Annotated in this window: 18 protein-coding genes, 6 tRNA genes and 3 rRNA genes; 23 read left to right on the top strand and 4 right to left on the bottom strand. The window is 54.9% G+C overall.

Features of this window, described 5'->3' with window-relative positions:
- Positions 1-65 precede the first annotated feature (65 nt).
- Genes tatA through tatD form a run of 4 tightly spaced genes read left to right on the top strand, consistent with a single transcriptional unit; the run spans position 66 to position 2,462 of the window.
- The gene (gene tatA, locus CE636_RS16065) at positions 66-317 is read left to right on the top strand and encodes a Sec-independent protein translocase subunit TatA (protein ID WP_002883425.1); all 252 of its coding nucleotides are present in this window, start codon (positions 66-68) and stop codon (positions 315-317) included.
- A gap of 3 nt (positions 318-320) precedes the next feature.
- Entirely contained in the window at positions 321-845 is a 525-nt protein-coding gene (tatB, locus tag CE636_RS16070; protein WP_017899386.1) for a Sec-independent protein translocase protein TatB, read from the top strand.
- 2 nt (positions 846-847) lie between these two features.
- A complete protein-coding gene (gene tatC, locus CE636_RS16075) occupies positions 848-1,627 on the top strand; it encodes a Sec-independent protein translocase subunit TatC (protein WP_004886745.1) in 780 nt (259 codons plus the stop codon).
- Positions 1,628-1,670: 43 nt separating this feature from the next.
- Entirely contained in the window at positions 1,671-2,462 is a 792-nt protein-coding gene (gene tatD, locus CE636_RS16080; RefSeq protein ID WP_017899385.1) for a 3'-5' ssDNA/RNA exonuclease TatD, read from the top strand.
- Here tatD and rfaH read toward each other — a convergent pair.
- On the bottom strand, positions 2,459-2,947 hold the full coding sequence (gene rfaH / locus CE636_RS16085; protein WP_004886742.1) for a transcription/translation regulatory transformer protein RfaH: 489 nt from the start codon (positions 2,945-2,947) through the stop codon (positions 2,459-2,461). The genes tatD and rfaH overlap by 4 nt on opposite strands.
- 178 nt (positions 2,948-3,125) lie before the next feature.
- Here rfaH and ubiD point away from each other — a divergent pair, with 178 nt between their 5' ends.
- On the top strand, positions 3,126-4,601 hold the full coding sequence (ubiD, locus tag CE636_RS16090) for a 4-hydroxy-3-polyprenylbenzoate decarboxylase (protein ID WP_017899384.1): 1,476 nt from the start codon (positions 3,126-3,128) through the stop codon (positions 4,599-4,601).
- Positions 4,602-4,650: 49 nt separating this feature from the next.
- Entirely contained in the window at positions 4,651-5,352 is a 702-nt protein-coding gene (gene fre, locus CE636_RS16095; protein WP_004886735.1) for an NAD(P)H-flavin reductase, read from the top strand.
- A gap of 193 nt (positions 5,353-5,545) precedes the next feature.
- Here the strand turns inward: fre and fadA are convergent, their stop codons facing one another.
- Positions 5,546-6,709: an acetyl-CoA C-acyltransferase FadA gene (gene fadA / locus CE636_RS16100; RefSeq protein ID WP_004886733.1), complete on the bottom strand. Its 1,164-nt coding sequence runs from the start codon at positions 6,707-6,709 to the stop codon at positions 5,546-5,548.
- 9 nt (positions 6,710-6,718) lie between these two features.
- Positions 6,719-8,908: a fatty acid oxidation complex subunit alpha FadB gene (gene fadB / locus CE636_RS16105; RefSeq protein WP_017899383.1), complete on the bottom strand. Its 2,190-nt coding sequence runs from the start codon at positions 8,906-8,908 to the stop codon at positions 6,719-6,721.
- 191 nt (positions 8,909-9,099) lie between these two features.
- Between fadB and pepQ the strand changes: the two genes are divergently transcribed.
- From pepQ to birA, 11 genes are all read left to right on the top strand, one after another.
- On the top strand, positions 9,100-10,431 hold the full coding sequence (pepQ, locus tag CE636_RS16115) for a Xaa-Pro dipeptidase (protein ID WP_017899382.1): 1,332 nt from the start codon (positions 9,100-9,102) through the stop codon (positions 10,429-10,431).
- Positions 10,431-11,045 (top strand): IMPACT family protein, encoded by a 615-nt coding sequence (locus tag CE636_RS16120; protein ID WP_004886726.1) that lies wholly within the window; start codon positions 10,431-10,433, stop codon positions 11,043-11,045. Before pepQ ends, CE636_RS16120 begins: the two co-directional genes overlap by 1 nt.
- Before the next feature lie 39 nt (positions 11,046-11,084).
- On the top strand, positions 11,085-12,536 hold the full coding sequence (gene trkH / locus CE636_RS16125) for a Trk system potassium transporter TrkH (protein ID WP_004886724.1): 1,452 nt from the start codon (positions 11,085-11,087) through the stop codon (positions 12,534-12,536).
- 11 nt (positions 12,537-12,547) lie between these two features.
- Positions 12,548-13,090, top strand: a complete 543-nt coding sequence (gene hemG / locus CE636_RS16130; RefSeq protein ID WP_017899381.1) for a menaquinone-dependent protoporphyrinogen IX dehydrogenase — start codon at positions 12,548-12,550, stop codon at positions 13,088-13,090.
- A 379-nt stretch (positions 13,091-13,469) separates the two neighbouring features.
- A 16S ribosomal RNA gene (locus tag CE636_RS16135) occupies positions 13,470-15,009 on the top strand.
- A gap of 70 nt (positions 15,010-15,079) precedes the next feature.
- A tRNA-Ile gene (locus CE636_RS16140) sits at positions 15,080-15,156 on the top strand.
- Between the two features lie 106 nt (positions 15,157-15,262).
- Positions 15,263-15,338 (top strand) — tRNA-Ala (locus tag CE636_RS16145).
- Positions 15,339-15,515: 177 nt separating this feature from the next.
- Positions 15,516-18,418 (top strand): 23S ribosomal RNA (locus CE636_RS16150).
- A 94-nt stretch (positions 18,419-18,512) separates the two neighbouring features.
- A 5S ribosomal RNA gene (gene rrf / locus CE636_RS16155) occupies positions 18,513-18,628 on the top strand.
- The 16S, 23S and 5S rRNA genes sit together here with 2 tRNA genes alongside, the layout of an rRNA operon.
- A gap of 250 nt (positions 18,629-18,878) precedes the next feature.
- Complete coding sequence (gene murB / locus CE636_RS16160) at positions 18,879-19,907, top strand: UDP-N-acetylmuramate dehydrogenase (protein WP_017901455.1); 1,029 nt, start codon at positions 18,879-18,881, stop codon at positions 19,905-19,907.
- Positions 19,904-20,866: a bifunctional biotin--[acetyl-CoA-carboxylase] ligase/biotin operon repressor BirA gene (gene birA / locus CE636_RS16165; RefSeq protein WP_004206834.1), complete on the top strand. Its 963-nt coding sequence runs from the start codon at positions 19,904-19,906 to the stop codon at positions 20,864-20,866. The genes murB and birA overlap by 4 nt, the downstream gene beginning before the upstream one ends.
- A 26-nt stretch (positions 20,867-20,892) precedes the next feature.
- Here the strand turns inward: birA and coaA are convergent, their stop codons facing one another.
- The gene (gene coaA, locus CE636_RS16170) at positions 20,893-21,843 is read right to left on the bottom strand and encodes a type I pantothenate kinase (protein WP_004206833.1); all 951 of its coding nucleotides are present in this window, start codon (positions 21,841-21,843) and stop codon (positions 20,893-20,895) included.
- 429 nt (positions 21,844-22,272) lie between these two features.
- Between coaA and CE636_RS16175 the strand changes: the two genes are divergently transcribed.
- From CE636_RS16175 to secE, 6 genes are all read left to right on the top strand, one after another.
- Positions 22,273-22,348 (top strand) — tRNA-Thr (locus tag CE636_RS16175).
- Positions 22,349-22,358: 10 nt separating this feature from the next.
- A tRNA-Tyr gene (locus tag CE636_RS16180) sits at positions 22,359-22,443 on the top strand.
- A gap of 115 nt (positions 22,444-22,558) precedes the next feature.
- Positions 22,559-22,633: transfer RNA gene (locus CE636_RS16185), tRNA-Gly, on the top strand.
- Positions 22,634-22,638: 5 nt separating this feature from the next.
- Positions 22,639-22,714: transfer RNA gene (locus CE636_RS16190), tRNA-Thr, on the top strand.
- Positions 22,715-22,829: 115 nt separating this feature from the next.
- The gene (gene tuf / locus CE636_RS16195) at positions 22,830-24,014 is read left to right on the top strand and encodes an elongation factor Tu (RefSeq protein WP_004174069.1); all 1,185 of its coding nucleotides are present in this window, start codon (positions 22,830-22,832) and stop codon (positions 24,012-24,014) included.
- 336 nt (positions 24,015-24,350) lie between these two features.
- A complete protein-coding gene (gene secE, locus CE636_RS16205; RefSeq protein ID WP_002883772.1) occupies positions 24,351-24,734 on the top strand; it encodes a preprotein translocase subunit SecE in 384 nt (127 codons plus the stop codon).

A 24,734-nucleotide genomic window follows, 5' to 3' on the forward strand; every position in this document is an offset into this window, starting at 1 on the left:
GCGGCTGGCAGGATGGCGTGTATAATGCGTCCACATAATTCATCATCTGTCATAGGGGAACGTGTATGGGTGGTATCAGTATTTGGCAGTTATTAATTGTTGTCGTCATCGTAGTTCTGCTTTTCGGGACGAAGAAGCTGAGCTCACTGGGGTCAGACTTAGGGGCATCCATCAAAGGCTTTAAAAAAGCCATGAGTGATGATGATAAACCTGAAAAGTCGGCGCCAGACGCAGATTTCACGGCGAAAACTATCGCCGATAAACAGGATGATGCAAAAAAAGACGAGACAAAACGCCACGACAAAGAGCAGGTGTAACTCGTGTTCGATATTGGTTTTAGTGAACTACTGCTGGTGTTTGTGATTGGCCTCATCGTTCTGGGGCCACAGCGGCTTCCCGTCGCGGTTAAAACGGTGGTTGGCTGGATCCGTACGCTACGGTCGCTGGCGACCACGGTACAGAATGAGCTGGCTCAGGAGCTAAAACTGCAGGAGTTCCAGGAGAGCCTCAAGAAGGTGGAAAAGGCCAGCCTGAATAACCTGACGCCGGAGCTGAAAGCCTCCATGGATGAGCTGCGCGAGGCCGCGGAGTCGATGAAGCGCTCCTATAGCGCCCACGACCCGGAAAAGGCCAGTGACGAAGCGAATACCATCCATAATCCGGTGGTGAAAGGCAGCGAAGCGCAGCGGCAGGACATCACGCCGGCGACGGCAGAACATCACGCCAGCGCTCCGGTTCATGCGCCGGATCCCGTGGCCGACGAGCAACCCGCTTCACCGGCAGAGAAAACAACCGCTACGGCGGCTGCCCCCCATTCTTCCCCCGCATCGAGTGATAAACCGTAAACATGGGCGTAGACGATACACAACCGCTAATTTCGCATCTGATTGAGCTGCGCAAGCGTCTGCTCAACAGCATCATTGCTATCCTGGTGATCTTCCTGGCGCTGGTCTATTTCGCCAATGATATCTATCAGCTGGTCTCGGCCCCGCTTATCAGCAAGATGCCGGTAGGCGCGACGATGATCGCCACCGATGTCGCTTCACCTTTCTTTACGCCGATAAAGCTGACCTTCATGGTGTCGGTGATCCTGTCGGTGCCGATTATTCTGTATCAGGTATGGGCCTTCGTCGCGCCGGCGCTGTATAAGCATGAGCGCCGGCTGGTGGTGCCCTTACTGGTCTCCAGCACTCTGCTGTTCTATATCGGCATGGCTTTCGCGTATTTTGTCGTGTTTCCGCTGGCGTTCGGCTTCCTGACCCATGCTGCCCCGGAGGGGGTGCTGGTCTCGACCGATATCCGCAGCTATCTCGACTTCGTGATGGCGCTGTTTATGGCGTTCGGGGTCTCTTTTGAGGTGCCGGTCGCTATTGTGCTGCTCTGCTGGATGGGCGTCACCACGCCGGAAGAGCTGCGCAAAAAACGGCCGTATGTGCTGGTGGGCGCCTTCGTGGTGGGGATGCTGCTGACGCCGCCGGACGTGTTCTCGCAGACGCTGCTGGCTATTCCGATGTACTGCCTGTTTGAAGTCGGGGTGTTCTTCGCCCGCTTCTACACCGGGAAGCGCCTGACGCGTGATGACGATGCCGCGGCCGAAGCTGAAGCCGCTGAGCACAGAGAAGAGTAATACCGCCAACCGCCCGTCAGGGCGGTTGTCATATGGAGCGATCATGTTTGATATCGGCGTTAATCTGACCAGTTCACAGTTTGCCCGCGACCATGATGAGGTGGTGGCGCGCGCCCGGGCGGCAGGGGTTCACGGCATGCTGCTGACCGGCACAAATTTACCGGAGAGCCAGCAGGCGCAGAGAATGGCGAGTCATTACGCCGGCTGCTGGTCCACGGCGGGGGTTCATCCCCATGACGGCAGCAGCTGGACGCCAGCGGTCGCCGAGGCGATTTATGCCCTCGCCCGCGAGCCGCAGGTGGTGGCGATAGGGGAGTGCGGTCTGGATTTTAATCGTAATTTCTCCACGCCCCAGGAGCAGGAGGAGGCGTTCAGTGCCCAGCTGGCGCTGGCCGCCGAGCTATCGATGCCGGTGTTTTTACACTGCCGCGACGCCCACGACCGGTTTCTGGCGCTGCTTAAACCCTGGCTTGGGAAGATCCCGGGCGCGGTGCTGCACTGCTTTACCGGCAGCCGCAGCGAGGTGCAGGAATGTCTGGATCTGGGGCTGTTTATCGGCATTACCGGTTGGGTATGCGATGAGCGGCGCGGGCTCGAGCTGCGAGCGCTATTGCCGGCGATCCCGGCGGAACGTCTGCTGCTGGAGACCGATGCGCCCTATCTGCTGCCGCGCGACCTCAAGCCGAAACCCGCCTCGCGTCGTAACGAGCCCGCGTATTTGCCGCATATCCTGGCCAGCGTCGCGGCCTGGCGCGGCGAGGAAGCGCAGTGGCTGGAGGCGCAAACGGACGCCAACGTCAGGGCGCTGTTTGGCGTCGACGTTAACGGCGCTTAGATTTTCTGGAAATCGGTGTTTTTAACGCTCTGCAGGACTTGCTTATTCAGCAGGTTTAACAGCAACATAGAGCGTGCTTCACCGTCCGGCTCGGTAAAGATAGCCTGTAAGCCTTCGAACGCGCCGTCGGTGATCAGTACGCTATCGCCCTCATGCGGCGTTTCCGGGTCGGTAATGCCTTCCGGTTTGTAGATAGAGAGCTGGTGGATGACCGCCGAGGGGACGATAGCGGGTAGGGCGCCAAAGCGCACGAAGTTGTTAACCCCGCGGGTGGCGCTGATGGTGGTGGTATGAATCACCTCTGGATCGAACTCAATAAACAGGTAGTTCGGGAACAGCGGTTCGCTGACCATGGTGCGTTTACCGCGAATGATTTTTTCCAGCGCAATCGTCGGCATCAGGCAGTTAACTGACTGACGTTCCAGATGTTCCTGGGCTCGTTGTAGCTGCCCACGTTTGCAATACAGTAAGTACCAGGCTTGCATAATGACTCATTCCACTTCTAATAACGGCAAGCATAACAAATGGCTGGTGTAATCGCGAAAGCCATTATAATTGAAATCCAAATTTCAGCGTTCTTTCACGCTAATTTAACAAAATTACAGCATCTCGCCGTTGAACACCGTATAATTAGCCGCCTGTAGAGAGGTCAATAACACTTTCATGAAATATCACGATCTTCGCGACTTTCTGACACTCCTGGAACAACAGGGCGAACTAAAACGTATCACTCTGCCGGTCGATCCTCACCTGGAAATCACCGAAATTGCCGACCGCACCCTGCGCGCTGGCGGTCCTGCGCTGCTGTTTGAGAATCCGAAAGGCTATACCATGCCGGTGCTGTGCAACCTGTTCGGCACGCCGCGGCGCGTGGCGCTGGGGATGGGTCAGGAGGACGTCAGTTCGCTGCGCGAGGTGGGTAAGCTGTTAGCCTTTCTGAAAGAGCCTGAGCCGCCCAAAGGTTTCCGCGATCTGTTTGATAAGCTGCCGCAGTTTAAGCAAGTGCTGAATATGCCCACCAAACGTCTGCGCGGCGCCCCCTGTCAGCAAAAAATCATCCAGGGCGATGACGTCGACCTGAGGAAAATCCCGATTATGACCTGCTGGCCGGAAGATGCCGCGCCGCTGATCACCTGGGGGCTGACGGTGACCCGTGGGCCGCACAAAGATCGGCAAAACCTGGGGATTTATCGCCAGCAGCTGATTGGCAAAAACAAACTGATTATGCGCTGGCTGTCTCATCGCGGCGGCGCGCTGGATTTCCAGGAGTGGTGCGCGGCGCGTCCGGGGGAACGCTTCCCGGTTTCTGTGGCACTCGGCGCCGACCCGGCGACCATTCTTGGTGCAGTGACCCCGGTGCCGGATACGCTGTCGGAATATGCCTTTGCCGGGCTGCTGCGCGGCACCAAAACCGAAGTGGTGAAATGCGTCTCGAACGATCTTGAGGTGCCTGCCAGCGCAGAGATTGTGCTGGAAGGTTATATCGAGGCCGGGGAGATGGCGCCGGAAGGTCCGTATGGCGACCATACCGGCTACTACAATGAAGTAGACCAGTTCCCGGTGTTTACGGTCACCCATATTACCCAGCGTGAAGACGCGATTTATCATTCGACCTATACCGGCCGTCCGCCGGATGAGCCTGCGGTGCTGGGCGTGGCGCTGAATGAAGTCTTCGTCCCGATCCTGCAGAAACAGTTTCCTGAAATTGTCGATTTCTATCTGCCGCCGGAAGGGTGCTCCTACCGCCTGGCGGTGGTGACGATGAAAAAACAGTACGCAGGCCATGCCAAGCGCGTGATGATGGGCGTCTGGTCGTTCCTGCGCCAGTTTATGTACACCAAATTCGTGATTGTCTGCGATGACGATGTTAACGCCCGCGACTGGAACGATGTGATTTGGGCGATCACTACCCGTATGGACCCGGCTCGTGATACGGTACTGGTAGAGAATACGCCAATTGATTATCTGGATTTTGCCTCGCCGGTTTCCGGCCTGGGTTCAAAAATGGGGCTGGATGCCACCAATAAATGGCCTGGCGAAACCCAGCGTGAATGGGGTCGCCCAATCAAAAAAGATCCTGCCGTCACGGCGCGCATTGACGCCATCTGGGATGATCTGGCCATCTTTAAACAACAGTAAGCGGGGCTAACGCCGCTGTTTTGCTCTTTAGACCCGACAGAGGGGACGCATGACAACCTTAAGCTGTAAAGTGACCTCGGTGGAGGCGATTACCGATACCGTGTATCGTGTTCGATTAGTACCGGAAGCGGCATTCTCTTTCCGCGCTGGCCAGTATCTGATGGTGGTAATGGATGAGCGCGACAAACGCCCATTCTCCATGGCCTCCACGCCGGCGGAACAGGAGTTTATCGAACTGCATATCGGCGCCTCGGAGCTCAATCTGTACGCGATGGCGGTCATGGATCGCATCCTGAAAGAGCGTGAAATTGAGGTTGATATTCCGCATGGCGAAGCCTGGCTGCGTGAAGATGAAGACCGCCCGCTGATTTTGATTGCCGGCGGTACCGGCTTCTCTTATGTGCGTTCTATTCTGCTCACCGCGCTGTCACGCAATCCTCAGCGCGATATCGCGATTTACTGGGGCGGTCGCGAGACCAAACATCTGTACGATCTGGCCGAGCTGGAAGCCTTGAGCGTCAAGCATCCAAATCTGCGCATCGAGCCGGTGGTTGAGCAGCCGGAAGAGGGCTGGCGTGGGCGTTCCGGCACCGTGCTGACCGCGGTGCTGCAGGATTACGGTACCCTGGCCGATCACGATATCTATATTGCCGGGCGTTTCGAGATGGCTAAGATTGCTCGCGACCTGTTCTGCAACGAACGCGGCGCGCGCGAAGATCGCCTGTTTGGCGACGCGTTTGCCTTTATCTGATATCTGCAAATAAAAAACCCGCCCCTGACAGGCGGGAAGAACGGCAACTAAACTGTCTCTCTTCGCCAATGACGTCATCACTGCGTTGGCTGCGCTTGCTCACCCGAATCACTTACTTCAGTAAGCTCATCGGGATTCGCTCGCTTGCCGCCTTGTTCTGACGCCATTGGCTGTGAGATATCCTTTTGTAAATTTACACCCGCTCAAACACGGTGGCGATCCCTTGTCCCAGGCCGATGCACATGGTGGCGAGGCCGAACTGGGCATCTTTACGCTCCATCTGATTAATCAGCGTGGTGCTAATACGCGCCCCGGAACAACCCAGCGGATGACCGAGCGCGATCGCCCCGCCGTTGAGGTTGATCTTCTCATCGATCTGCTCCATCAGGCCCAGATCTTTAATGCACGGCAGGATCTGCGCGGCAAAGGCCTCATTCATTTCAAAGACGTCGATATCGCTGGTGGATAAGCCCGCTTTTTTCAGCGCCAGCTTCGAAGCGGGAACCGGGCCATAGCCCATAATAGACGGGTCGCAGCCGACCACCGCCATCGAACGGACGCGGGCGCGTGGCTTCAGACCCAGTTCGCGGGCGCGGCTTTCGCTCATCAGCAGCATCGCCGCCGCGCCATCGGAAAGGGCGGAAGAGGTGCCCGCCGTTACCGTACCGGTCACCGGGTCAAACGCCGGCCTTAGGGTAGACAGCGTCTCGACGGTGGTTTCCGGGCGGATCACTTCGTCATAGTTAAAGGACTTCAGTACGCCATCGGCATCGTGGCCGCCGGTGGGGATAATCTCGGCTTTGAATGCGCCGGACTGGGTCGCAGCCCAGGCGCGGGCGTGGGAGCGCGCGGCAAACTGATCCTGCATTTCCCGGCTAATGCCGTGCAAACGCGCCAGCATTTCAGCGGTCAGCCCCATCATCCCTGCCGCCTTTGCCACGTTACGGCTCAGGCCCGGGTGGAAATCGACGCCGTGACTCATCGGCACATGGCCCATGTGCTCCACGCCGCCAATCAGGCAGACGCTGGCATCGCCGGTCATGATCATGCGTGCGGCATCGTGCAGCGCCTGCATGGAAGAACCGCACAGACGGTTAACCGTGTTTGCCGGTACCGAATGCGGGATCTCCGCCAGCAGCGCCGCGTTACGGGCGATGTTAAAACCCTGCTCGAGGGTTTGCTGTACGCAGCCCCAGTAGATATCGTCTATCGCGCTTGCCTCAAGCGACGGGTTGCGCGACAGCAGGCTGCGCATCAAGTGCGCGGAGAGGTCCTCCGCGCGCACGTGGCGAAATGCGCCGCCCTTTGAACGGCCCATCGGGGTGCGAATAGCATCGACAATGACAACCTGTTCCATTGTGACTCCTTAAGCCGTTTTCAGAGCGCCAACCGGACGGGCTGGCTCTACCTGGGGATAATACGCTTCGTTATGGCGCGCTTTGTCTCGCAGACCGGCAGGGACTTCATACAGCGGCCCAAGGTGCTGGTACTGCTGCGCCATATCGAGATACTTCGCGCTGCCGATGGTATCCAACCAGCGGAAGGCGCCGCCGTGGAACGGAGGGAAGCCGAGGCCGTATACCAGCGCCATATCCGCTTCCGCCGGGCTGGCGATAATGCCTTCTTCCAGGCAGCGGACGACTTCGTTAACCATCGGGATCATCATGCGGGCGATAATCTCTTCATCGCTGAAATCGCGCTTCGGCTGGCTGACGTCGGCCAGCAGGCTGTCGACGGCAGCATCTTCTTCTTTCTTCGGCTTACCTTTGCTGTCTTCTTTATAGCGCCAGAAGCCGAGGCTGTTCTTCTGCCCGAAACGGTTGGCGTCAAACAGGGCGTCGATAGCGTCGCGATAATCTTTCTGCATCCGCTGCGGGAAACCCGCCGCCATGACCGCCTGAGCATGGTGCGCGGTATCGATGCCGACCACGTCCAGCAGATAAGCTGGGCCCATCGGCCAGCCAAACTGTTTCTCCATCACTTTGTCGACTTTGCGGAAATCCGCCCCGTCGCGCAGCAGCTGGCTAAATCCGGCGAAGTAGGGGAACAGCACGCGGTTGACGAAGAAACCGGGACAATCATTGACCACGATTGGCGTCTTGCCCATTTTGCTGGCCCAGGCCACCACTTTGGCAATGGTCTTATCCGAGGTTTTTTCGCCGCGAATCACTTCAACCAGCGGCATGCGATGCACCGGGTTAAAGAAGTGCATGCCGCAGAAGTTCTCCGGGCGCTGCAGAACGCTGGCTAGCTCGCTGATGGGGATCGTTGAGGTGTTGGATGCCAGTACGGTATCCGGGCGCACTTTTGCCTCGGTTTCCGCCAGCACCGCTTTCTTCACTTTCGGGTTTTCCACCACCGCTTCAACGACCACGTCCACGCGATCAAAACCGCTATACTCCAGCGTCGGCTGAATGGTGCTTATGACTCCGGCCAGCTTCAGACCGTCAATTTTGCCGCGTTCCAGCTGTTTATTCAGCAGCTTCGCCGCTTCGGTCATCCCAAGGGTCAGCGATTTGTCGCTAATGTCTTTCATCACCACCGGCACGCCCTTCCAGGCCGACTGGTATGCGATACCGCCGCCCATAATGCCAGCGCCCAGTACGGCAGCATGCTTCGGTGTTTCGACATCTTTGGTCAGTTTTTTCGCTTTCGCTTTGACGTACTGGTCGTTCAGGAAGATACCGACCAGTGCGCGGGCCTCGTTGGTATGAGCCAGCGGGACAAAGCTTTTATTTTCCAGCACCAGAGCTTCTTCACGACCAAGACGCGCAGCGGCTTCGATGGTTTTCACCGCGGTGATCGGCGCCGGATAATGCTTCCCGGCGGTTTGCGCGACCATGCCTTTGGCGATGGTGAAACTCATCGTCGCTTCAATTTTGCTGAGTTTCAGCGGCTCCAGCTTCGGTTGACGTTTCGCTTTCCAGTCCAGGTCGCCCTGAATCGCCTGGCGCAGGATCGCCAGCGCGCCGTCGCGCAGTTTTTCCGCGGCGACCACGCCATCCACCAGGCCGATTTTCAGCGCGTGCTCGGCGCCGACATCTTTCCCGGCAGCAATGATCTCCAGCGCGCTGTCGGCGCCGAGCAGGCGCGGCAAACGGACTGAGCCGCCGAAGCCTGGCATAATGCCGAGTTTGGTTTCCGGCAGGCCAATGCGCAGATCCGGCGTCGCCAGGCGGTAATCGGTCGCCAGGACACATTCACAACCGCCGCCCAGCGCGTAACCATTGACGGCAGAGATAGTGGGGACGGGAAGATCTTCCAGACGGTTAAAGACGCTGTTAGCAAAATGCAGCCATTGGCTTAACTGCTCCTCAGGGACCAGGAACAGTGAGAGGAATTCAGTGATATCCGCGCCGACGATAAACGCCGCTTTTTCAGAGCGCAGCAGCAGGCCTTTGAGATCGTTTTGTTTTTCCAGTACATCCAGCGCGTGACCGAGGCTGGCTACGGTTGCGGTATCAAGCTTGTTGACCGAACCTGGGGCATCGAACACCAGTTCGGCGATGCCATCTTCCAGCCAGTCGAGGTACAGGGTGTCGCCTTTGTAGAGCATGTCAGTCTCCTGAATCCAGCAATATGATCTGGTCATACCAGATGAAACGGAGTGTGGAATTTATGTTAAAGAATTGCAAATTACTCTTTAAATAATTGCTGGTCGGATCACATCCGGCGGAAATCACCCGCACGCAGGTCGATGTGCTAAGATGCGGAGTATCACGATCCCATAAAAGCAAAGGACAAAAGATGGAATCCCTGGCCGCGCTCTATAAAAATCATATTGTTACCCTACAAGAACGTACCCGCGACGTCCTGGCCCGTTTTCAGATGGATGCTCTGCTGATTCACTCCGGCGAGCTGGTTAACGTCTTCCTTGATGACCATCCATACCCGTTCAAGGTCAATCCGCAGTTCAAAGCCTGGGTGCCGGTGACTCAGGTGCCTAACTGCTGGTTGCTGGTGGACGGTGTGAATAAACCGAAGCTGTGGTTCTATCTGCCGGTTGATTACTGGCATAACGTTGAGCCGCTGCCGACCTCGTTCTGGACCGAAGAGGTCGATGTGGTCGCGCTGCCGAAGGCCGATGGCATCGGCAGCCAACTGCCTGCCGCTCGCGGTAATATTGGCTATATCGGGCCGGTGCCGGAGCGCGCGCTGGGCCTGGGAATCGCCGCGGATAAGATCAACCCGAAAGGGGTTATCGATTATCTGCATTACTACCGGGCTTACAAAACCGATTACGAGCTGGCCTGTATGCGTGAAGCGCAGAAGTCGGCGGTGAATGGTCATCGTGCGGCCTATGAGGCTTTCCAGTCCGGGATGAGCGAATTCGATATCAACCAGGCCTATCTTACCGCCACCGGTCACCGCGATACCGACGTGCCTTACAGCAACATCGTGGCGCTGAACGAGCATGCTTCCGTCCTGCACTACACCAAACTGGACCATCGCGCTCCGGCGGAGATGCGCAGCTTCCTGCTCGACGCCGGCGCGGAATATAACGGCTATGCCGCGGATCTGACGCGGACCTGGGCGGCACACGGCGATAACGATTTCGCCCATCTGATTAAAGACGTTAACGACGAGCAGCTGGCGCTGATTAGCACCATGAAAGCCGGGACGCGCTACGTTGATTACCATATCCAGTTCCATCAGCGTATTGCGAAGCTGCTGCGTAAACACCAGTTAGTCACTGACATGAGCGAAGAGGCGATGGTGGAGAACGATCTGACCGGGCCATTTATGCCGCACGGGATTGGTCATCCGCTGGGTCTGCAGGTGCATGATGTTGCTGGCTTTATGCAAGACGACTCCGGTACGCATCTGGCGGCGCCAGCGAAATACCCGTATCTGCGCTGCACCCGTATTATCGAGCCGCGGATGGTGTTGACCATTGAACCCGGCATCTACTTTATCGAGTCGTTACTGGCGTCGTGGCGTGAAGGCCCGTTCAGCAAGCACTTCAACTGGCAAAAAATTGACGCCATGAAGCCATTCGGCGGGATCCGTATCGAAGATAACGTGGTGGTTCACGAAAACAGTATCGAAAACATGACGCGCGATCTGAAGCTGGCCTGATGGAGAGCTGGTTAATCCCGGCGGCGCCAGTTTCCGTCGTTGAGGAGATCAAAAAGAGCCGTTTTATCACGCTGTTGGCGCATACCGACGGCGTGGCGGCGGCGAAAGCCTTTGTCGAGTCGGTCAGAGCGGATCACCCCGATGCTCGCCACCACTGCGTGGCGTGGGTCGCCGGACCGCCTGATGATTCGCAACAGCTTGGGTTCTCAGACGATGGCGAACCGGCGGGAACGGCGGGTAAACCGATGCTGGCGCAGTTGATGGGTAGCGGCGTCGGTGAGATAACCGCTGTCGTCGTACGTTATTACGGTGGTATCCTGCTGGGCACCGGCGGCCTGGTGAAAGCCTATGGCGGCGGTGTCCATCAGGCGCTGGCGCAGTTGACGACGCTGCGCAAGACGCCGTTAACGGCATATACTTTGCAATGTGAATATGGGCAACTGGCCGGCGTTGAAGCGTTGCTCGCCCAATTTTCCGGGAATGTCGTTGAAAGCGAATATCTGGCGTCGGTTCGGCTGCGCGTGGCGCTTCCCCAGGCCGAAGTGGCGGCTTTTTCAGCAAAACTGGCTGATTTTAGTCGCGGTTCATTGCAATTGCTGAAGATTAACGAATAATCCCCTCTGTTTTTTTGCCTATCAAAGGAAGCGCCAGAGATGCATTTTCGCGCCATAACCCGAATCGTTGGACTGCTGGTCATCTTATTCTCGGGGACAATGATCGTCCCGGGATTAGTGGCCCTGATATATCGCGATGGCGCGGGACGGGCCTTCACTCAAACTTTTTTTGTCGCTCTGGCGATCGGCTCCATGCTGTGGTGGCCGAACCGTAAGCAAAAGGGCGAACTGAAATCTCGTGAAGGGTTTCTGATCGTGGTGCTGTTCTGGACCGTGCTGGGTAGCGTAGGGGCCTTGCCCTTTATATTCGCCGAACAGCCGAACCTGACGGTGACGGATGCCTTCTTCGAATCATTTTCCGGCCTGACGACGACCGGGGCGACCACCCTGGTGGGGCTGGACTCGCTTCCGCACGCTATCCTTTTTTACCGGCAGATGCTGCAGTGGTTCGGCGGCATGGGGATCATTGTGCTGGCGGTGGCCATTCTGCCTATCCTCGGCGTCGGGGGAATGCAGCTCTACCGCGCGGAAATGCCCGGCCCGCTGAAAGATAACAAGATGCGCCCGCGCATCGCCGAGACGGCAAAGACATTGTGGCTTATCTATGTGTTACTAACGGTCGCCTGCGCATTGGCGCTCTGGTTTGCCGGTATGCCGGCCTTCGATGCGATAGGGCACAGCTTCGCCACCATCGCTATCGGCGGTTTCTCGACTCACGATGCCAGCGTCGGCTATTTCAACAGCCCGATGATCAACTCCATCATTGCCATCTTCCTGCTGATCTCCGGCTGTAACTACGGTCTGCATTTTTCGTTGTTGAGCGGACGCAGCCTGAAGGTGTACTGGCGCGACCCTGAGTTTCGAATGTTCATTGGCGTCCAGTTGACGCTGGTCATCGTCTGTACGCTGGTGCTATGGCTTCATAACGTGTACGGCTCGGTGCTGACGACGCTGAATCAGGCGTTTTTCCAGGTGGTGTCGATGGCGACCACCGCAGGATTCACCACCGATAGCATTGCGCGCTGGCCGCTGTTCCTGCCGGTGCTGCTGCTGTGCTCCGCATTTATCGGCGGCTGCGCTGGCTCCACGGGCGGTGGCTTAAAGGTGATCCGTATCCTGTTGCTGTTCAAGCAGGGCAACCGTGAGCTTAAGCGTCTGGTTCACCCGAATGCGGTGTATAGCATTAAATTAGGTAACCGCGCGCTGCCGGAACGTATTCTGGAAGCGGTGTGGGGATTCTTCTCCGCCTATGCGCTGGTCTTTATCATTAGTATGCTGGCTATTATCGCCACCGGGGTGGATGACTTCTCTGCTTTCGCCTCCGTGGTGGCGACATTGAACAACCTCGGGCCTGGGCTCGGCGTCGTCGCGGACAACTTTGCCACCATGAACCCGGTCGCGAAATGGATCCTGATTGCTAATATGCTGTTTGGTCGTCTGGAAGTGTTCACCTTACTGGTGCTCTTTACTCCCACTTTCTGGCGCGAATAACAGGAGTGCTCGTGAAAACTTTAATTCTCTTTTCCACCCGCGACGGGCAGACCCGTGAAATCGCTTCGTTTCTCGCCTCGGAGCTGAAAGAGCTGGGTATCGATGCGGATACCCTGAATCTGAACCGTACCGATAACGTGGAATGGCATCATTATGATCGCGTGGTGATTGGCGCGTCGATTCGCTACGGACACTTTCATCCGGCGGTGGACCGCTTTGTGAAAAAGCACCTGGCAGCATTGCAGGCGCTGCCGGGGGCATTCTTTTCGGTGAACCTGGTTGCGCGCAAACCCGAAAAGCGCACGCCGCAGACCAATAGCTATACGCGCAAGTTTCTGCTCAACTCGCCTTGGCAGCCGCAGAGCTGCGCGGTGTTTGCCGGGGCGCTACGTTACCCGCGTTACCGCTGGTACGATCGGTTTATGATCCGCCTGATTATGAAAATGACCGGGGGCGAAACGGATACCCGTAAAGAAGTGGTCTATACCGACTGGCAACAGGTCTCCCGATTTGCCCGAGAAATCGCGCAAATGATCAGCAAACAGGGCGTTTAAACAGCGTCTTGATGGAAAAGCGAGCGAACGAAAAGTTTTTTTGCATTTCCCCTTGTCACCTCGGAATTACTCCCTATAATGCGCCTCCACTGACACGGAACAACGGCAAGCAAGCCGCCGGGTCAGCGGGGTTCCGGTGAGAACCTCGCAGAGAAAAGCAAAAATAAATGCTTGACTCTGCAGCGGGAAAGCGTAATATGCACACCCCGCGCCGCAGCGAAAAACGAAGCGGCACTGCTCTTTAACAATTTATCAGACAATCTGTGTGGGCACTCAAAGTGAAATGGATTCTTAACGTCCTCGGACGAAAAATGAATACCAAGTCTCAAGAGTGAACACGTAATTCATTACGAAGTTTAATTCTTTGAGCATCAAACTTAAATTGAAGAGTTTGATCATGGCTCAGATTGAACGCTGGCGGCAGGCCTAACACATGCAAGTCGAGCGGTAGCACAGAGAGCTTGCTCTCGGGTGACGAGCGGCGGACGGGTGAGTAATGTCTGGGAAACTGCCTGATGGAGGGGGATAACTACTGGAAACGGTAGCTAATACCGCATAACGTCGCAAGACCAAAGTGGGGGACCTTCGGGCCTCATGCCATCAGATGTGCCCAGATGGGATTAGCTAGTAGGTGGGGTAACGGCTCACCTAGGCGACGATCCCTAGCTGGTCTGAGAGGATGACCAGCCACACTGGAACTGAGACACGGTCCAGACTCCTACGGGAGGCAGCAGTGGGGAATATTGCACAATGGGCGCAAGCCTGATGCAGCCATGCCGCGTGTATGAAGAAGGCCTTCGGGTTGTAAAGTACTTTCAGCGGGGAGGAAGGCGATAAGGTTAATAACCTTGTCGATTGACGTTACCCGCAGAAGAAGCACCGGCTAACTCCGTGCCAGCAGCCGCGGTAATACGGAGGGTGCAAGCGTTAATCGGAATTACTGGGCGTAAAGCGCACGCAGGCGGTCTGTCAAGTCGGATGTGAAATCCCCGGGCTCAACCTGGGAACTGCATTCGAAACTGGCAGGCTAGAGTCTTGTAGAGGGGGGTAGAATTCCAGGTGTAGCGGTGAAATGCGTAGAGATCTGGAGGAATACCGGTGGCGAAGGCGGCCCCCTGGACAAAGACTGACGCTCAGGTGCGAAAGCGTGGGGAGCAAACAGGATTAGATACCCTGGTAGTCCACGCCGTAAACGATGTCGATTTGGAGGTTGTGCCCTTGAGGCGTGGCTTCCGGAGCTAACGCGTTAAATCGACCGCCTGGGGAGTACGGCCGCAAGGTTAAAACTCAAATGAATTGACGGGGGCCCGCACAAGCGGTGGAGCATGTGGTTTAATTCGATGCAACGCGAAGAACCTTACCTGGTCTTGACATCCACAGAACTTAGCAGAGATGCTTTGGTGCCTTCGGGAACTGTGAGACAGGTGCTGCATGGCTGTCGTCAGCTCGTGTTGTGAAATGTTGGGTTAAGTCCCGCAACGAGCGCAACCCTTATCCTTTGTTGCCAGCGGTTCGGCCGGGAACTCAAAGGAGACTGCCAGTGATAAACTGGAGGAAGGTGGGGATGACGTCAAGTCATCATGGCCCTTACGACCAGGGCTACACACGTGCTACAATGGCGCATACAAAGAGAAGCGACCTCGCGAGAGCAAGCGGACCTCATAAAGTGCGTCGTAGTCCGGATTGGAGTCTGCAACTCGACTCCATGAAGTCGGAATCGCTAGTAATCGTAGATCAGAATGCTACGGTGAATACGTTCCCGGGCCTTGTACACACCGCCCGTCACACCATGGGAGTGGGTTGCAAAAGAAGTAGGTAGCTTAACCTTCGGGAGGGCGCTTACCACTTTGTGATTCATGACTGGGGTGAAGTCGTAACAAGGTAACCGTAGGGGAACCTGCGGTTGGATCACCTCCTTACCTTAAAGAACCTGCCTTTGCAGTGCTCACACAGATTGTCTGATGAAATAGAGCAGTAAATAATCTCTGCAGGCTTGTAGCTCAGGTGGTTAGAGCGCACCCCTGATAAGGGTGAGGTCGGTGGTTCAAGTCCACTCAGGCCTACCAAATTTTCCCTGAATACTGCGTTGTGGCAAAGCTCGCATACTTCAGTATGCTTCGCTTCACCACGCCTTGTCTCAGGAAAAATTACCGGTACAGAGATAACACCGATGGGGCTATAGCTCAGCTGGGAGAGCGCCTGCTTTGCACGCAGGAGGTCTGCGGTTCGATCCCGCATAGCTCCACCATCTTTACTGCGAACACAAGAAAACTTCAGAGTGAACCTGAAAAGGTGCACTGCGAAGTTTTGCTCTTTAAAAATCTGGATCAAGCTGAAAATTGAAACGACACACAGTTAATGTGTGTTCGAGTCTCTCAAATTTTCGCGACACGATGATGTTTTACGAAACATCTTCGGGTTGTGAGGTTAAGCGACTAAGCGTACACGGTGGATGCCCTGGCAGTCAGAGGCGATGAAGGACGTGCTAATCTGCGAAAAGCGTCGGTAAGGTGATATGAACCGTTATAACCGGCGATGTCCGAATGGGGAAACCCAGTGCAATTCGTTGCACTATCGTTAACTGAATACATAGGTTAACGAGGCGAACCGGGGGAACTGAAACATCTAAGTACCCCGAGGAAAAGAAATCAACCGAGATTCCCCCAGTAGCGGCGAGCGAACGGGGAGCAGCCCAGAGTCTGAATCAGCTTGTGTGTTAGTGGAACGGTCTGGAAAGTCCGACGGTACAGGGTGATAGTCCCGTACACCAAAATGCACAGGTTGTGAACTCGAAGAGTAGGGCGGGACACGTGGTATCCTGTCTGAATATGGGGGGACCATCCTCCAAGGCTAAATACTCCTGACTGACCGATAGTGAACCAGTACCGTGAGGGAAAGGCGAAAAGAACCCCGGCGAGGGGAGTGAAAAAGAACCTGAAACCGTGTACGTACAAGCAGTGGGAGCACCTTTATGGTGTGACTGCGTACCTTTTGTATAATGGGTCAGCGACTTATATTCTGTAGCAAGGTTAACCGTATAGGGGAGCCGCAGGGAAACCGAGTCTTAACTGGGCGTTAAGTTGCAGGGTATAGACCCGAAACCCGGTGATCTAGCCATGGGCAGGTTGAAGGTTGGGTAACACTAACTGGAGGACCGAACCGACTAATGTTGAAAAATTAGCGGATGACTTGTGGCTGGGGGTGAAAGGCCAATCAAACCGGGAGATAGCTGGTTCTCCCCGAAAGCTATTTAGGTAGCGCCTCGTGAACTCATCTTCGGGGGTAGAGCACTGTTTCGGCTAGGGGGTCATCCCGACTTACCAACCCGATGCAAACTACGAATACCGAAGAATGTTATCACGGGAGACACACGGCGGGTGCTAACGTCCGTCGTGAAGAGGGAAACAACCCAGACCGCCAGCTAAGGTCCCAAAGTCATGGTTAAGTGGGAAACGATGTGGGAAGGCACAGACAGCCAGGATGTTGGCTTAGAAGCAGCCATCATTTAAAGAAAGCGTAATAGCTCACTGGTCGAGTCGGCCTGCGCGGAAGATGTAACGGGGCTAAACCATGCACCGAAGCTGCGGCAGCGACACGATGTGTTGTTGGGTAGGGGAGCGTTCTGTAAGCCTGCGAAGGTGACCTGTGAGGGTTGCTGGAGGTATCAGAAGTGCGAATGCTGACATAAGTAACGATAAAGCGGGTGAAAAGCCCGCTCGCCGGAAGACCAAGGGTTCCTGTCCAACGTTAATCGGGGCAGGGTGAGTCGACCCCTAAGGCGAGGCCGAAAGGCGTAGTCGATGGGAAACAGGTTAATATTCCTGTACTTGGTGTTACTGCGAAGGGGGGACGGAGAAGGCTATGTTAGCCGGGCGACGGTTGTCCCGGTTTAAGCATGTAGGCTGATTATCCAGGCAAATCCGGATAATCAAGGCTGAGGTGTGATGACGAGGCACTACGGTGCTGAAGTAACAAATGCCCTGCTTCCAGGAAAAGCCTCTAAGCATCAGGTAACATCAAATCGTACCCCAAACCGACACAGGTGGTCAGGTAGAGAATACCAAGGCGCTTGAGAGAACTCGGGTGAAGGAACTAGGCAAAATGGTGCCGTAACTTCGGGAGAAGGCACGCTGGTGTGTAGGTGAAGTCCCTGCGGATGGAGCTGAGACCAGTCGAAGATACCAGCTGGCTGCAACTGTTTATTAAAAACACAGCACTGTGCAAACACGAAAGTGGACGTATACGGTGTGACGCCTGCCCGGTGCCGGAAGGTTAATTGATGGGGTTATCCGTAAGGAGAAGCTCTTGATCGAAGCCCCGGTAAACGGCGGCCGTAACTATAACGGTCCTAAGGTAGCGAAATTCCTTGTCGGGTAAGTTCCGACCTGCACGAATGGCGTAATGATGGCCAGGCTGTCTCCACCCGAGACTCAGTGAAATTGAACTCGCTGTGAAGATGCAGTGTACCCGCGGCAAGACGGAAAGACCCCGTGAACCTTTACTATAGCTTGACACTGAACATTGAGCCTTGATGTGTAGGATAGGTGGGAGGCTTTGAAGCGTGGACGCCAGTCTGCGTGGAGCCAACCTTGAAATACCACCCTTTAATGTTTGATGTTCTAACGTTGGCCCCTTATCGGGGTTGCGGACAGTGTCTGGTGGGTAGTTTGACTGGGGCGGTCTCCTCCCAAAGCGTAACGGAGGAGCACGAAGGTTAGCTAATCCTGGTCGGACATCAGGAGGTTAGTGCAATGGCATAAGCTAGCTTGACTGCGAGCGTGACGGCGCGAGCAGGTGCGAAAGCAGGTCATAGTGATCCGGTGGTTCTGAATGGAAGGGCCATCGCTCAACGGATAAAAGGTACTCCGGGGATAACAGGCTGATACCGCCCAAGAGTTCATATCGACGGCGGTGTTTGGCACCTCGATGTCGGCTCATCACATCCTGGGGCTGAAGTAGGTCCCAAGGGTATGGCTGTTCGCCATTTAAAGTGGTACGCGAGCTGGGTTTAGAACGTCGTGAGACAGTTCGGTCCCTATCTGCCGTGGGCGCTGGAGAATTGAGGGGGGCTGCTCCTAGTACGAGAGGACCGGAGTGGACGCATCACTGGTGTTCGGGTTGTCATGCCAATGGCACTGCCCGGTAGCTAAATGCGGAAGAGATAAGTGCTGAAAGCATCTAAGCACGAAACTTGCCCCGAGATGAGTTCTCCCTGAGACTTTAAGTCTCCTGAAGGAACGTTAAAGACGATGACGTTGATAGGCCGGGTGTGTAAGCGCAGCGATGCGTTGAGCTAACCGGTACTAATGAACCGTGAGGCTTAACCTTACAACGCCGAAGATGTTTTGGCGGTTTGAGAAGATTTTCAGCTGATACAGATTAGTCGATGCGTCCGCAGGACGTGTTGATAAAACAGAATTTGCCTGGCGGCACTAGCGCGGTGGTCCCACCTGACCCCATGCCGAACTCAGAAGTGAAACGCCGTAGCGCCGATGGTAGTGTGGGGTCTCCCCATGTGAGAGTAGGGAACTGCCAGGCATCAAATAAAGCAGAAAGCCCAGTCGAAAGACTGGGCTTTTTTGCGTTTGTGCCATCCGGGAAGGGTGCCGGCATGCCCCCCCGGTGGCGCTGCGCTTACCTGGGCCAGGGGCCTTGCGGGTTCTGTAGCCCGGCGCGGTACACCTCTCACCACTGGTAACGCTCCGCAATATTATTGCCTCTGTAATCAGGCAAGCCTTCCCCCGCCAGATACGGTAAACTAACGCCGATTTTGCATCAGGAAGCCACTATGAACCACTCCCTCAAACCCTGGAATACCTTTGGCATTGAGCGATCCGCCAATACGATAGTACGCGCCGAAACTGAGCAACAGTTGCTAAGCGCCTGGCAAACCGCTGCCGCGGCTGGCGAACCCACGCTAATCCTTGGGGAAGGCAGTAACGTCCTGTTTCTGAACGACTATGCCGGTACGGTGATCCTCAACCGGATTATGGGGATCGAGGTGAGCGAAACCCCGGATGCCTGGCGCTTGCACGTCGGCGCCGGCGAAAACTGGCATCAACTGGTGCAGTTCACGCTACAGCATGCGATGCCTGGTCTGGAAAATCTGGCATTAATCCCAGGCTGCGCAGGATCGTCGCCGATCCAGAATATTGGTGCCTACGGCGTCGAATTACAGCGGGTCTGCGAATATGTTGACTGCATCGAGCTGGAAACGGGACGTAAACAACGCCTTTCCGCGGCGGAATGCCGTTTCGGCTATCGCGACAGTATCTTTAAACATGAATATCAGGACCGCTACGCCATCGTCGCGATTGGCTTATCGTTAGCGAAAGCGTGGCGACCTGTGCTGAGCTACGGTGATTTAACACGTCTCGATCCGCAGAGAGTCACCCCGCAGCAGGTATTCGATGCGGTCTGCCATATGCGAATGACTAAATTGCCGGATCCAAAGATTAACGGTAATGCTGGCAGCTTTTTTAAGAACCCGATCGTCAGCGCTCAGGTTGCTGAAGCGCTGCTGGCGCAGTTCCCTCATGCACCGCACTATCCGCAGGCAAATGGCAGCGTCAAGCTGGCCGCTGGCTGGCTAATCGATCAATGTCAGCTCAAAGGAAAACGCATCGGCGGCGCGGCCGTGCATCGACAGCAGGCGCTGGTACTGATTAATGAAGATCAAGCGACCAGCGAGGATGTGATAAAGCTAGCCCATTACGTTCGCCAGCAGGTGGGGGCAAAATTCAATGTATGGCTTCAGCCCGAGGTGCGCTTCATTGGAACGCATGGTGAAGTCAACGCAGAGGAGAGCATTGCGTGAAAGACCATACTATCCCTTTAACGCTAATTTCTATCCTTGCTGATGGTGAGTTTCACTCAGGTGAACAGCTTGGCGAGCAGTTAGGCATGAGCCGGGCGGCGATTAATAAGCATATCCAGACGTTACGCGACTGGGGCGTCGATGTGTTTACCGTGCCGGGCAAGGGGTACAGCCTGCCAGAGCCCATTCATCTGTTGGATGAGAAAAAGATCTCCCAACAGATAGAGCACGGTCGAGTGACTGTCCTTCCGGTAATCGACTCCACTAACCAGTATTTGCTGGACAGACTGGATGAGCTGACGTCCGGCGATGCCTGCGTAGCTGAATATCAGCAGGCAGGGCGAGGCCGGCGAGGCAGAAAATGGTTTTCCCCCTTTGGTGCGAATCTCTATCTCTCGATGTACTGGCGTCTGGAGCAGGGCCCGGCAGCGGCGATTGGCCTAAGCCTGGTGATTGGTATTGTGATCGCTGAAGTGCTGCAGCAACTCGGGGCCGAACAGGTTCGCGTGAAATGGCCAAACGATATTTACCTGCAGGATCGTAAGCTGTCAGGGATCCTCGTGGAGCTGACGGGGAAAACGGGCGATGCCGCACAAATCGTCAGCGGCGCGGGTATCAACCTTGTGATGCGTCGTGTGGAGTCTGATGTCGTCAATCAGGGTTGGATCAGTCTTCAGGAAGCGGGGGTGGTCATCGACCGTAATCTCCTCGCCGCGCGCCTGATTAAAGAGCTGCGCCTGGGACTGGAGCTGTTCGAGCAGGAAGGGTTGGCTCCTTATCTGCCGCGCTGGGAAAAACTGGATAACTTTATTCATCGTCCGGTAAAACTGATTATCGGTGATAAAGAAATTTATGGCATTTCCCGCGGCATTGACGCCCAGGGTGCGCTATTGCTGGAGCAGGATGGTGTGATAAAAGCCTGGGTTGGTGGTGAAATATCATTGCGCAGCGCAGAATAAAAAAGGGAGCTCCGGCTCCCTTTGCTTTATTTACGTAAGCGTACCTGATTAACAGAATGATTGGCGCTCTTGGTCATAATCAGGCTGGCGCGCTCGCGAGTTGGAAGGATGTTTTCCTTGAGATTCATTAGGTTAATCTCATTCCAAAGCGAGGTGGCAATTTCGACCGCTTCTTCCTTCGACAGCTTGGCGTAATTATGAAAATAAGAATCCGGGTCGGTAAATGCCCCTTCCCGGAATTTAAGAAAGCGGTTGATATACCAGCTTTTCAATAATTCTTCCGGGGCATCGACATAAATAGAAAAGTCGACAAAATCCGATACGAATACATGATGCGGATCGTGTGGATAATCCATCCCACTTTGCAGAACATTCAGTCCTTCAAGAATGAGAATATCCGGTTGAGCGACGGTTTTATCGCCGTCGGGAATAACATCATAAATTAGATGGGAATAAACCGGTGCAGTTGCCTGTGGTACCCCTGATTTGAGATCGGAGACAAACTTCACCAGCCGATGCATATCATAGGACTGCGGAAAGCCTTTTTTCTTCATTAACCCACGTTCTTTCAAAACTGAGTTAGGGTGCAAAAATCCGTCAGTGGTAATGAGTTCGACATGGCGATGCTCCGGCCAACGGCTCAGCAAGGCCTGCAGTACACGGGCGGTGGTGCTTTTTCCTACCGCCACGCTGCCAGCGATACTGATAATATAGGGAATTCGCTGACCGTTGGTGCCAAGAAATTGTTCGAGAACAGCCTGACGACGCAGGTTAGAACTGATATAGAAGTTGAGCAAACGCGACAGCGGCAAATAGATCTCAGCAACCTCTTCCAGAGAGAGATCTTCGTTGATGCCTTTTAACCGCGTGATTTCTTCCTCGGTTAACGTCATCGGGACAGAATCACGAAGTGCAGCCCATTGGTGGCGGTTAAATTGTAGGTACGGTGTCATTAACGTCTGCTCTTTTTGGCTCATAAGCATGTTCTTACCATCACCGAATACGTTGAAACGGCGATGCTTCACACGAGTTAATCAGGACAATGGGCAGGAGGGTAACACCAGATTGCCGGGAATAATAAGAAAAAAACTCATTGAATGCCGCTTTCTCGCGCCAGCGTCACAAGAGAGGAATAAGTTTCTTATGCTTTGCAAAGCATGGCCTTTGCTAACAGGATGGTACTAACGGCCTGCTGCCTTTCAGTCTGCGGTCAGCATACGTTCCGGGTAAACGTGGATGACCGAAACCGCGCCTGCTGTGCTGTTTGCTGGCGATTATTTGCACTCCTTTGTTTGAAATTACACCGTTTTTTCGCGTAAGAGCACAAAATGTGAGCAAGAGAACGTTTTATGCAAATTTTTAGTTGCATGAACTCGCTCCTCTCCCTAGAATGCGCGCTACTTGATGCCGACTTAGCTCAGTAGGTAGAGCAACTGACTTGTAATCAGTAGGTCACCAGTTCGATTCCGGTAGTCGGCACCATAACAATTTGGGTGGGGTTCCCGAGCGGCCAAAGGGAGCAGACTGTAAATCTGCCGTCATCGACTTCGAAGGTTCGAATCCTTCCCCCACCACCACTTTCTGGCGACGCTTTGCGTAGCCGGAGTTGGTTGGGTAAACTAATCAGCTCAATACTAAAGAGAGCAGTCTTTTTAGTATTACAGAAAGAACTGGGTAGCCGAGTTTCAGGATGCGGGCATCGTATAATGGCTATTACCTCAGCCTTCCAAGCTGATGATGCGGGTTCGATTCCCGCTGCCCGCTCCAGACGTGCTGATATGGCTCAGTTGGTAGAGCGCACCCTTGGTAAGGGTGAGGTCCCCAGTTCGACTCTGGGTATCAGCACCACTTCTTTTCTCTCCTTCCCTGTTTCTCTTCTGTTATGTTCATTCAACAAGTCGGGCATGTTGCCTGGTTGATGTGGTGATATCACCGATTTATCCGTGTCTTAGAGGGACAATCGATGTCTAAAGAAAAGTTTGAACGTACAAAACCGCACGTTAACGTCGGTACTATCGGCCACGTTGACCATGGTAAAACAACGCTGACCGCTGCCATCACTACCGTACTGGCTAAAACCTACGGTGGTTCCGCTCGCGCATTCGACCAGATCGATAACGCGCCGGAAGAAAAAGCTCGTGGTATCACCATCAACACCTCTCACGTTGAATATGACACCCCGACTCGCCACTACGCGCACGTAGACTGCCCGGGCCACGCCGACTATGTTAAAAACATGATCACCGGTGCTGCGCAGATGGACGGCGCGATCCTGGTTGTTGCTGCGACTGACGGCCCGATGCCGCAGACTCGTGAGCACATCCTGCTGGGTCGTCAGGTAGGCGTTCCGTACATCATCGTGTTCCTGAACAAATGCGACATGGTTGATGACGAAGAGCTGCTGGAACTGGTTGAGATGGAAGTTCGTGAACTGCTGTCTCAGTACGATTTCCCGGGCGACGACACTCCGATCGTTCGTGGTTCTGCTCTGAAAGCGCTGGAAGGCGACGCAGAGTGGGAAGCGAAAATCATCGAACTGGCTGGCCACCTGGATACCTATATCCCGGAACCAGAGCGTGCGATTGACAAGCCGTTCCTGCTGCCGATCGAAGACGTATTCTCCATCTCCGGTCGTGGTACCGTTGTTACCGGTCGTGTAGAGCGCGGTATCATCAAAGTGGGTGAAGAAGTTGAAATCGTTGGTATCAAAGAAACCGCGAAAACCACCTGTACTGGCGTTGAAATGTTCCGCAAACTGCTGGACGAAGGCCGTGCTGGTGAGAACGTAGGTGTTCTGCTGCGTGGTATCAAACGTGAAGAAATCGAACGTGGTCAGGTACTGGCTAAGCCGGGCACCATCAACCCGCACACCAAGTTCGAATCTGAAGTGTACATTCTGTCCAAAGACGAAGGCGGCCGTCATACTCCGTTCTTCAAAGGCTACCGTCCACAGTTCTACTTCCGTACAACTGACGTGACTGGCACCATCGAACTGCCGGAAGGCGTAGAGATGGTAATGCCGGGCGACAACATCAAAATGGTTGTTACCCTGATCCACCCGATCGCGATGGACGATGGTCTGCGTTTCGCAATCCGTGAAGGCGGTCGTACCGTTGGCGCGGGCGTGGTTGCTAAAGTTCTCGGCTAATCGCTGATAACATTTGACGCAATGCGCAATAAAAGGGCATCATTTGATGCCCTTTTTGCACGCTTTCACACCAGAACCTGGCTCATCAGTGATTTTATTTGTCATAATCATTGCTGAGACAGGCTCTGAAGAGGGCGTTTATACACCAAACCATTCGAGCGATAGTGCGACGGCAATCAGCATCCTCCTTTGCGTTAGCAGGGCAGGGGCGACAAAACCGTCAGCGTTGAAGCAATTTGAATAGTTAAGTGTATAATCCGAAACTTAATTTCGGTTTGGATCGCCTCGCCCCCGCGGGGTGAAATTGTTTGTAGAATACTTCTGACAGGTTGGTTTATGAGTGCGAATACCGAAGCTCAAGGGAGCGGGCGCGGCCTGGAAGCGATGAAGTGGATTATCGTTGCCGTGCTGCTGATCGTGGCGATCGTGGGCAACTTCCTTTATCGCGACATTATGCTGGCGGTGCGTGCGCTGGCCGTGGTTATTCTTATTGCTGCTGCCGGTGGCGTCGCGCTGTTGACGACGAAAGGTAAGGCGACCGTTGCTTTTGCTCGCGAAGCGAGAACCGAAGTTCGTAAAGTGATTTGGCCGACTCGCCAGGAAACGCTGCATACTACGCTGATTGTTGCTGCCGTGACTGCAGTAATGTCACTGATCCTGTGGGGACTGGATGGTATTCTGGTTCGCCTGGTCTCCTTTATCACTGGCCTGAGGTTCTGA

It is taken from the genome of Klebsiella sp. LY (genome assembly GCF_004010915.1).
GTDB lineage: Bacteria > Pseudomonadota > Gammaproteobacteria > Enterobacterales > Enterobacteriaceae > Klebsiella > Klebsiella quasipneumoniae.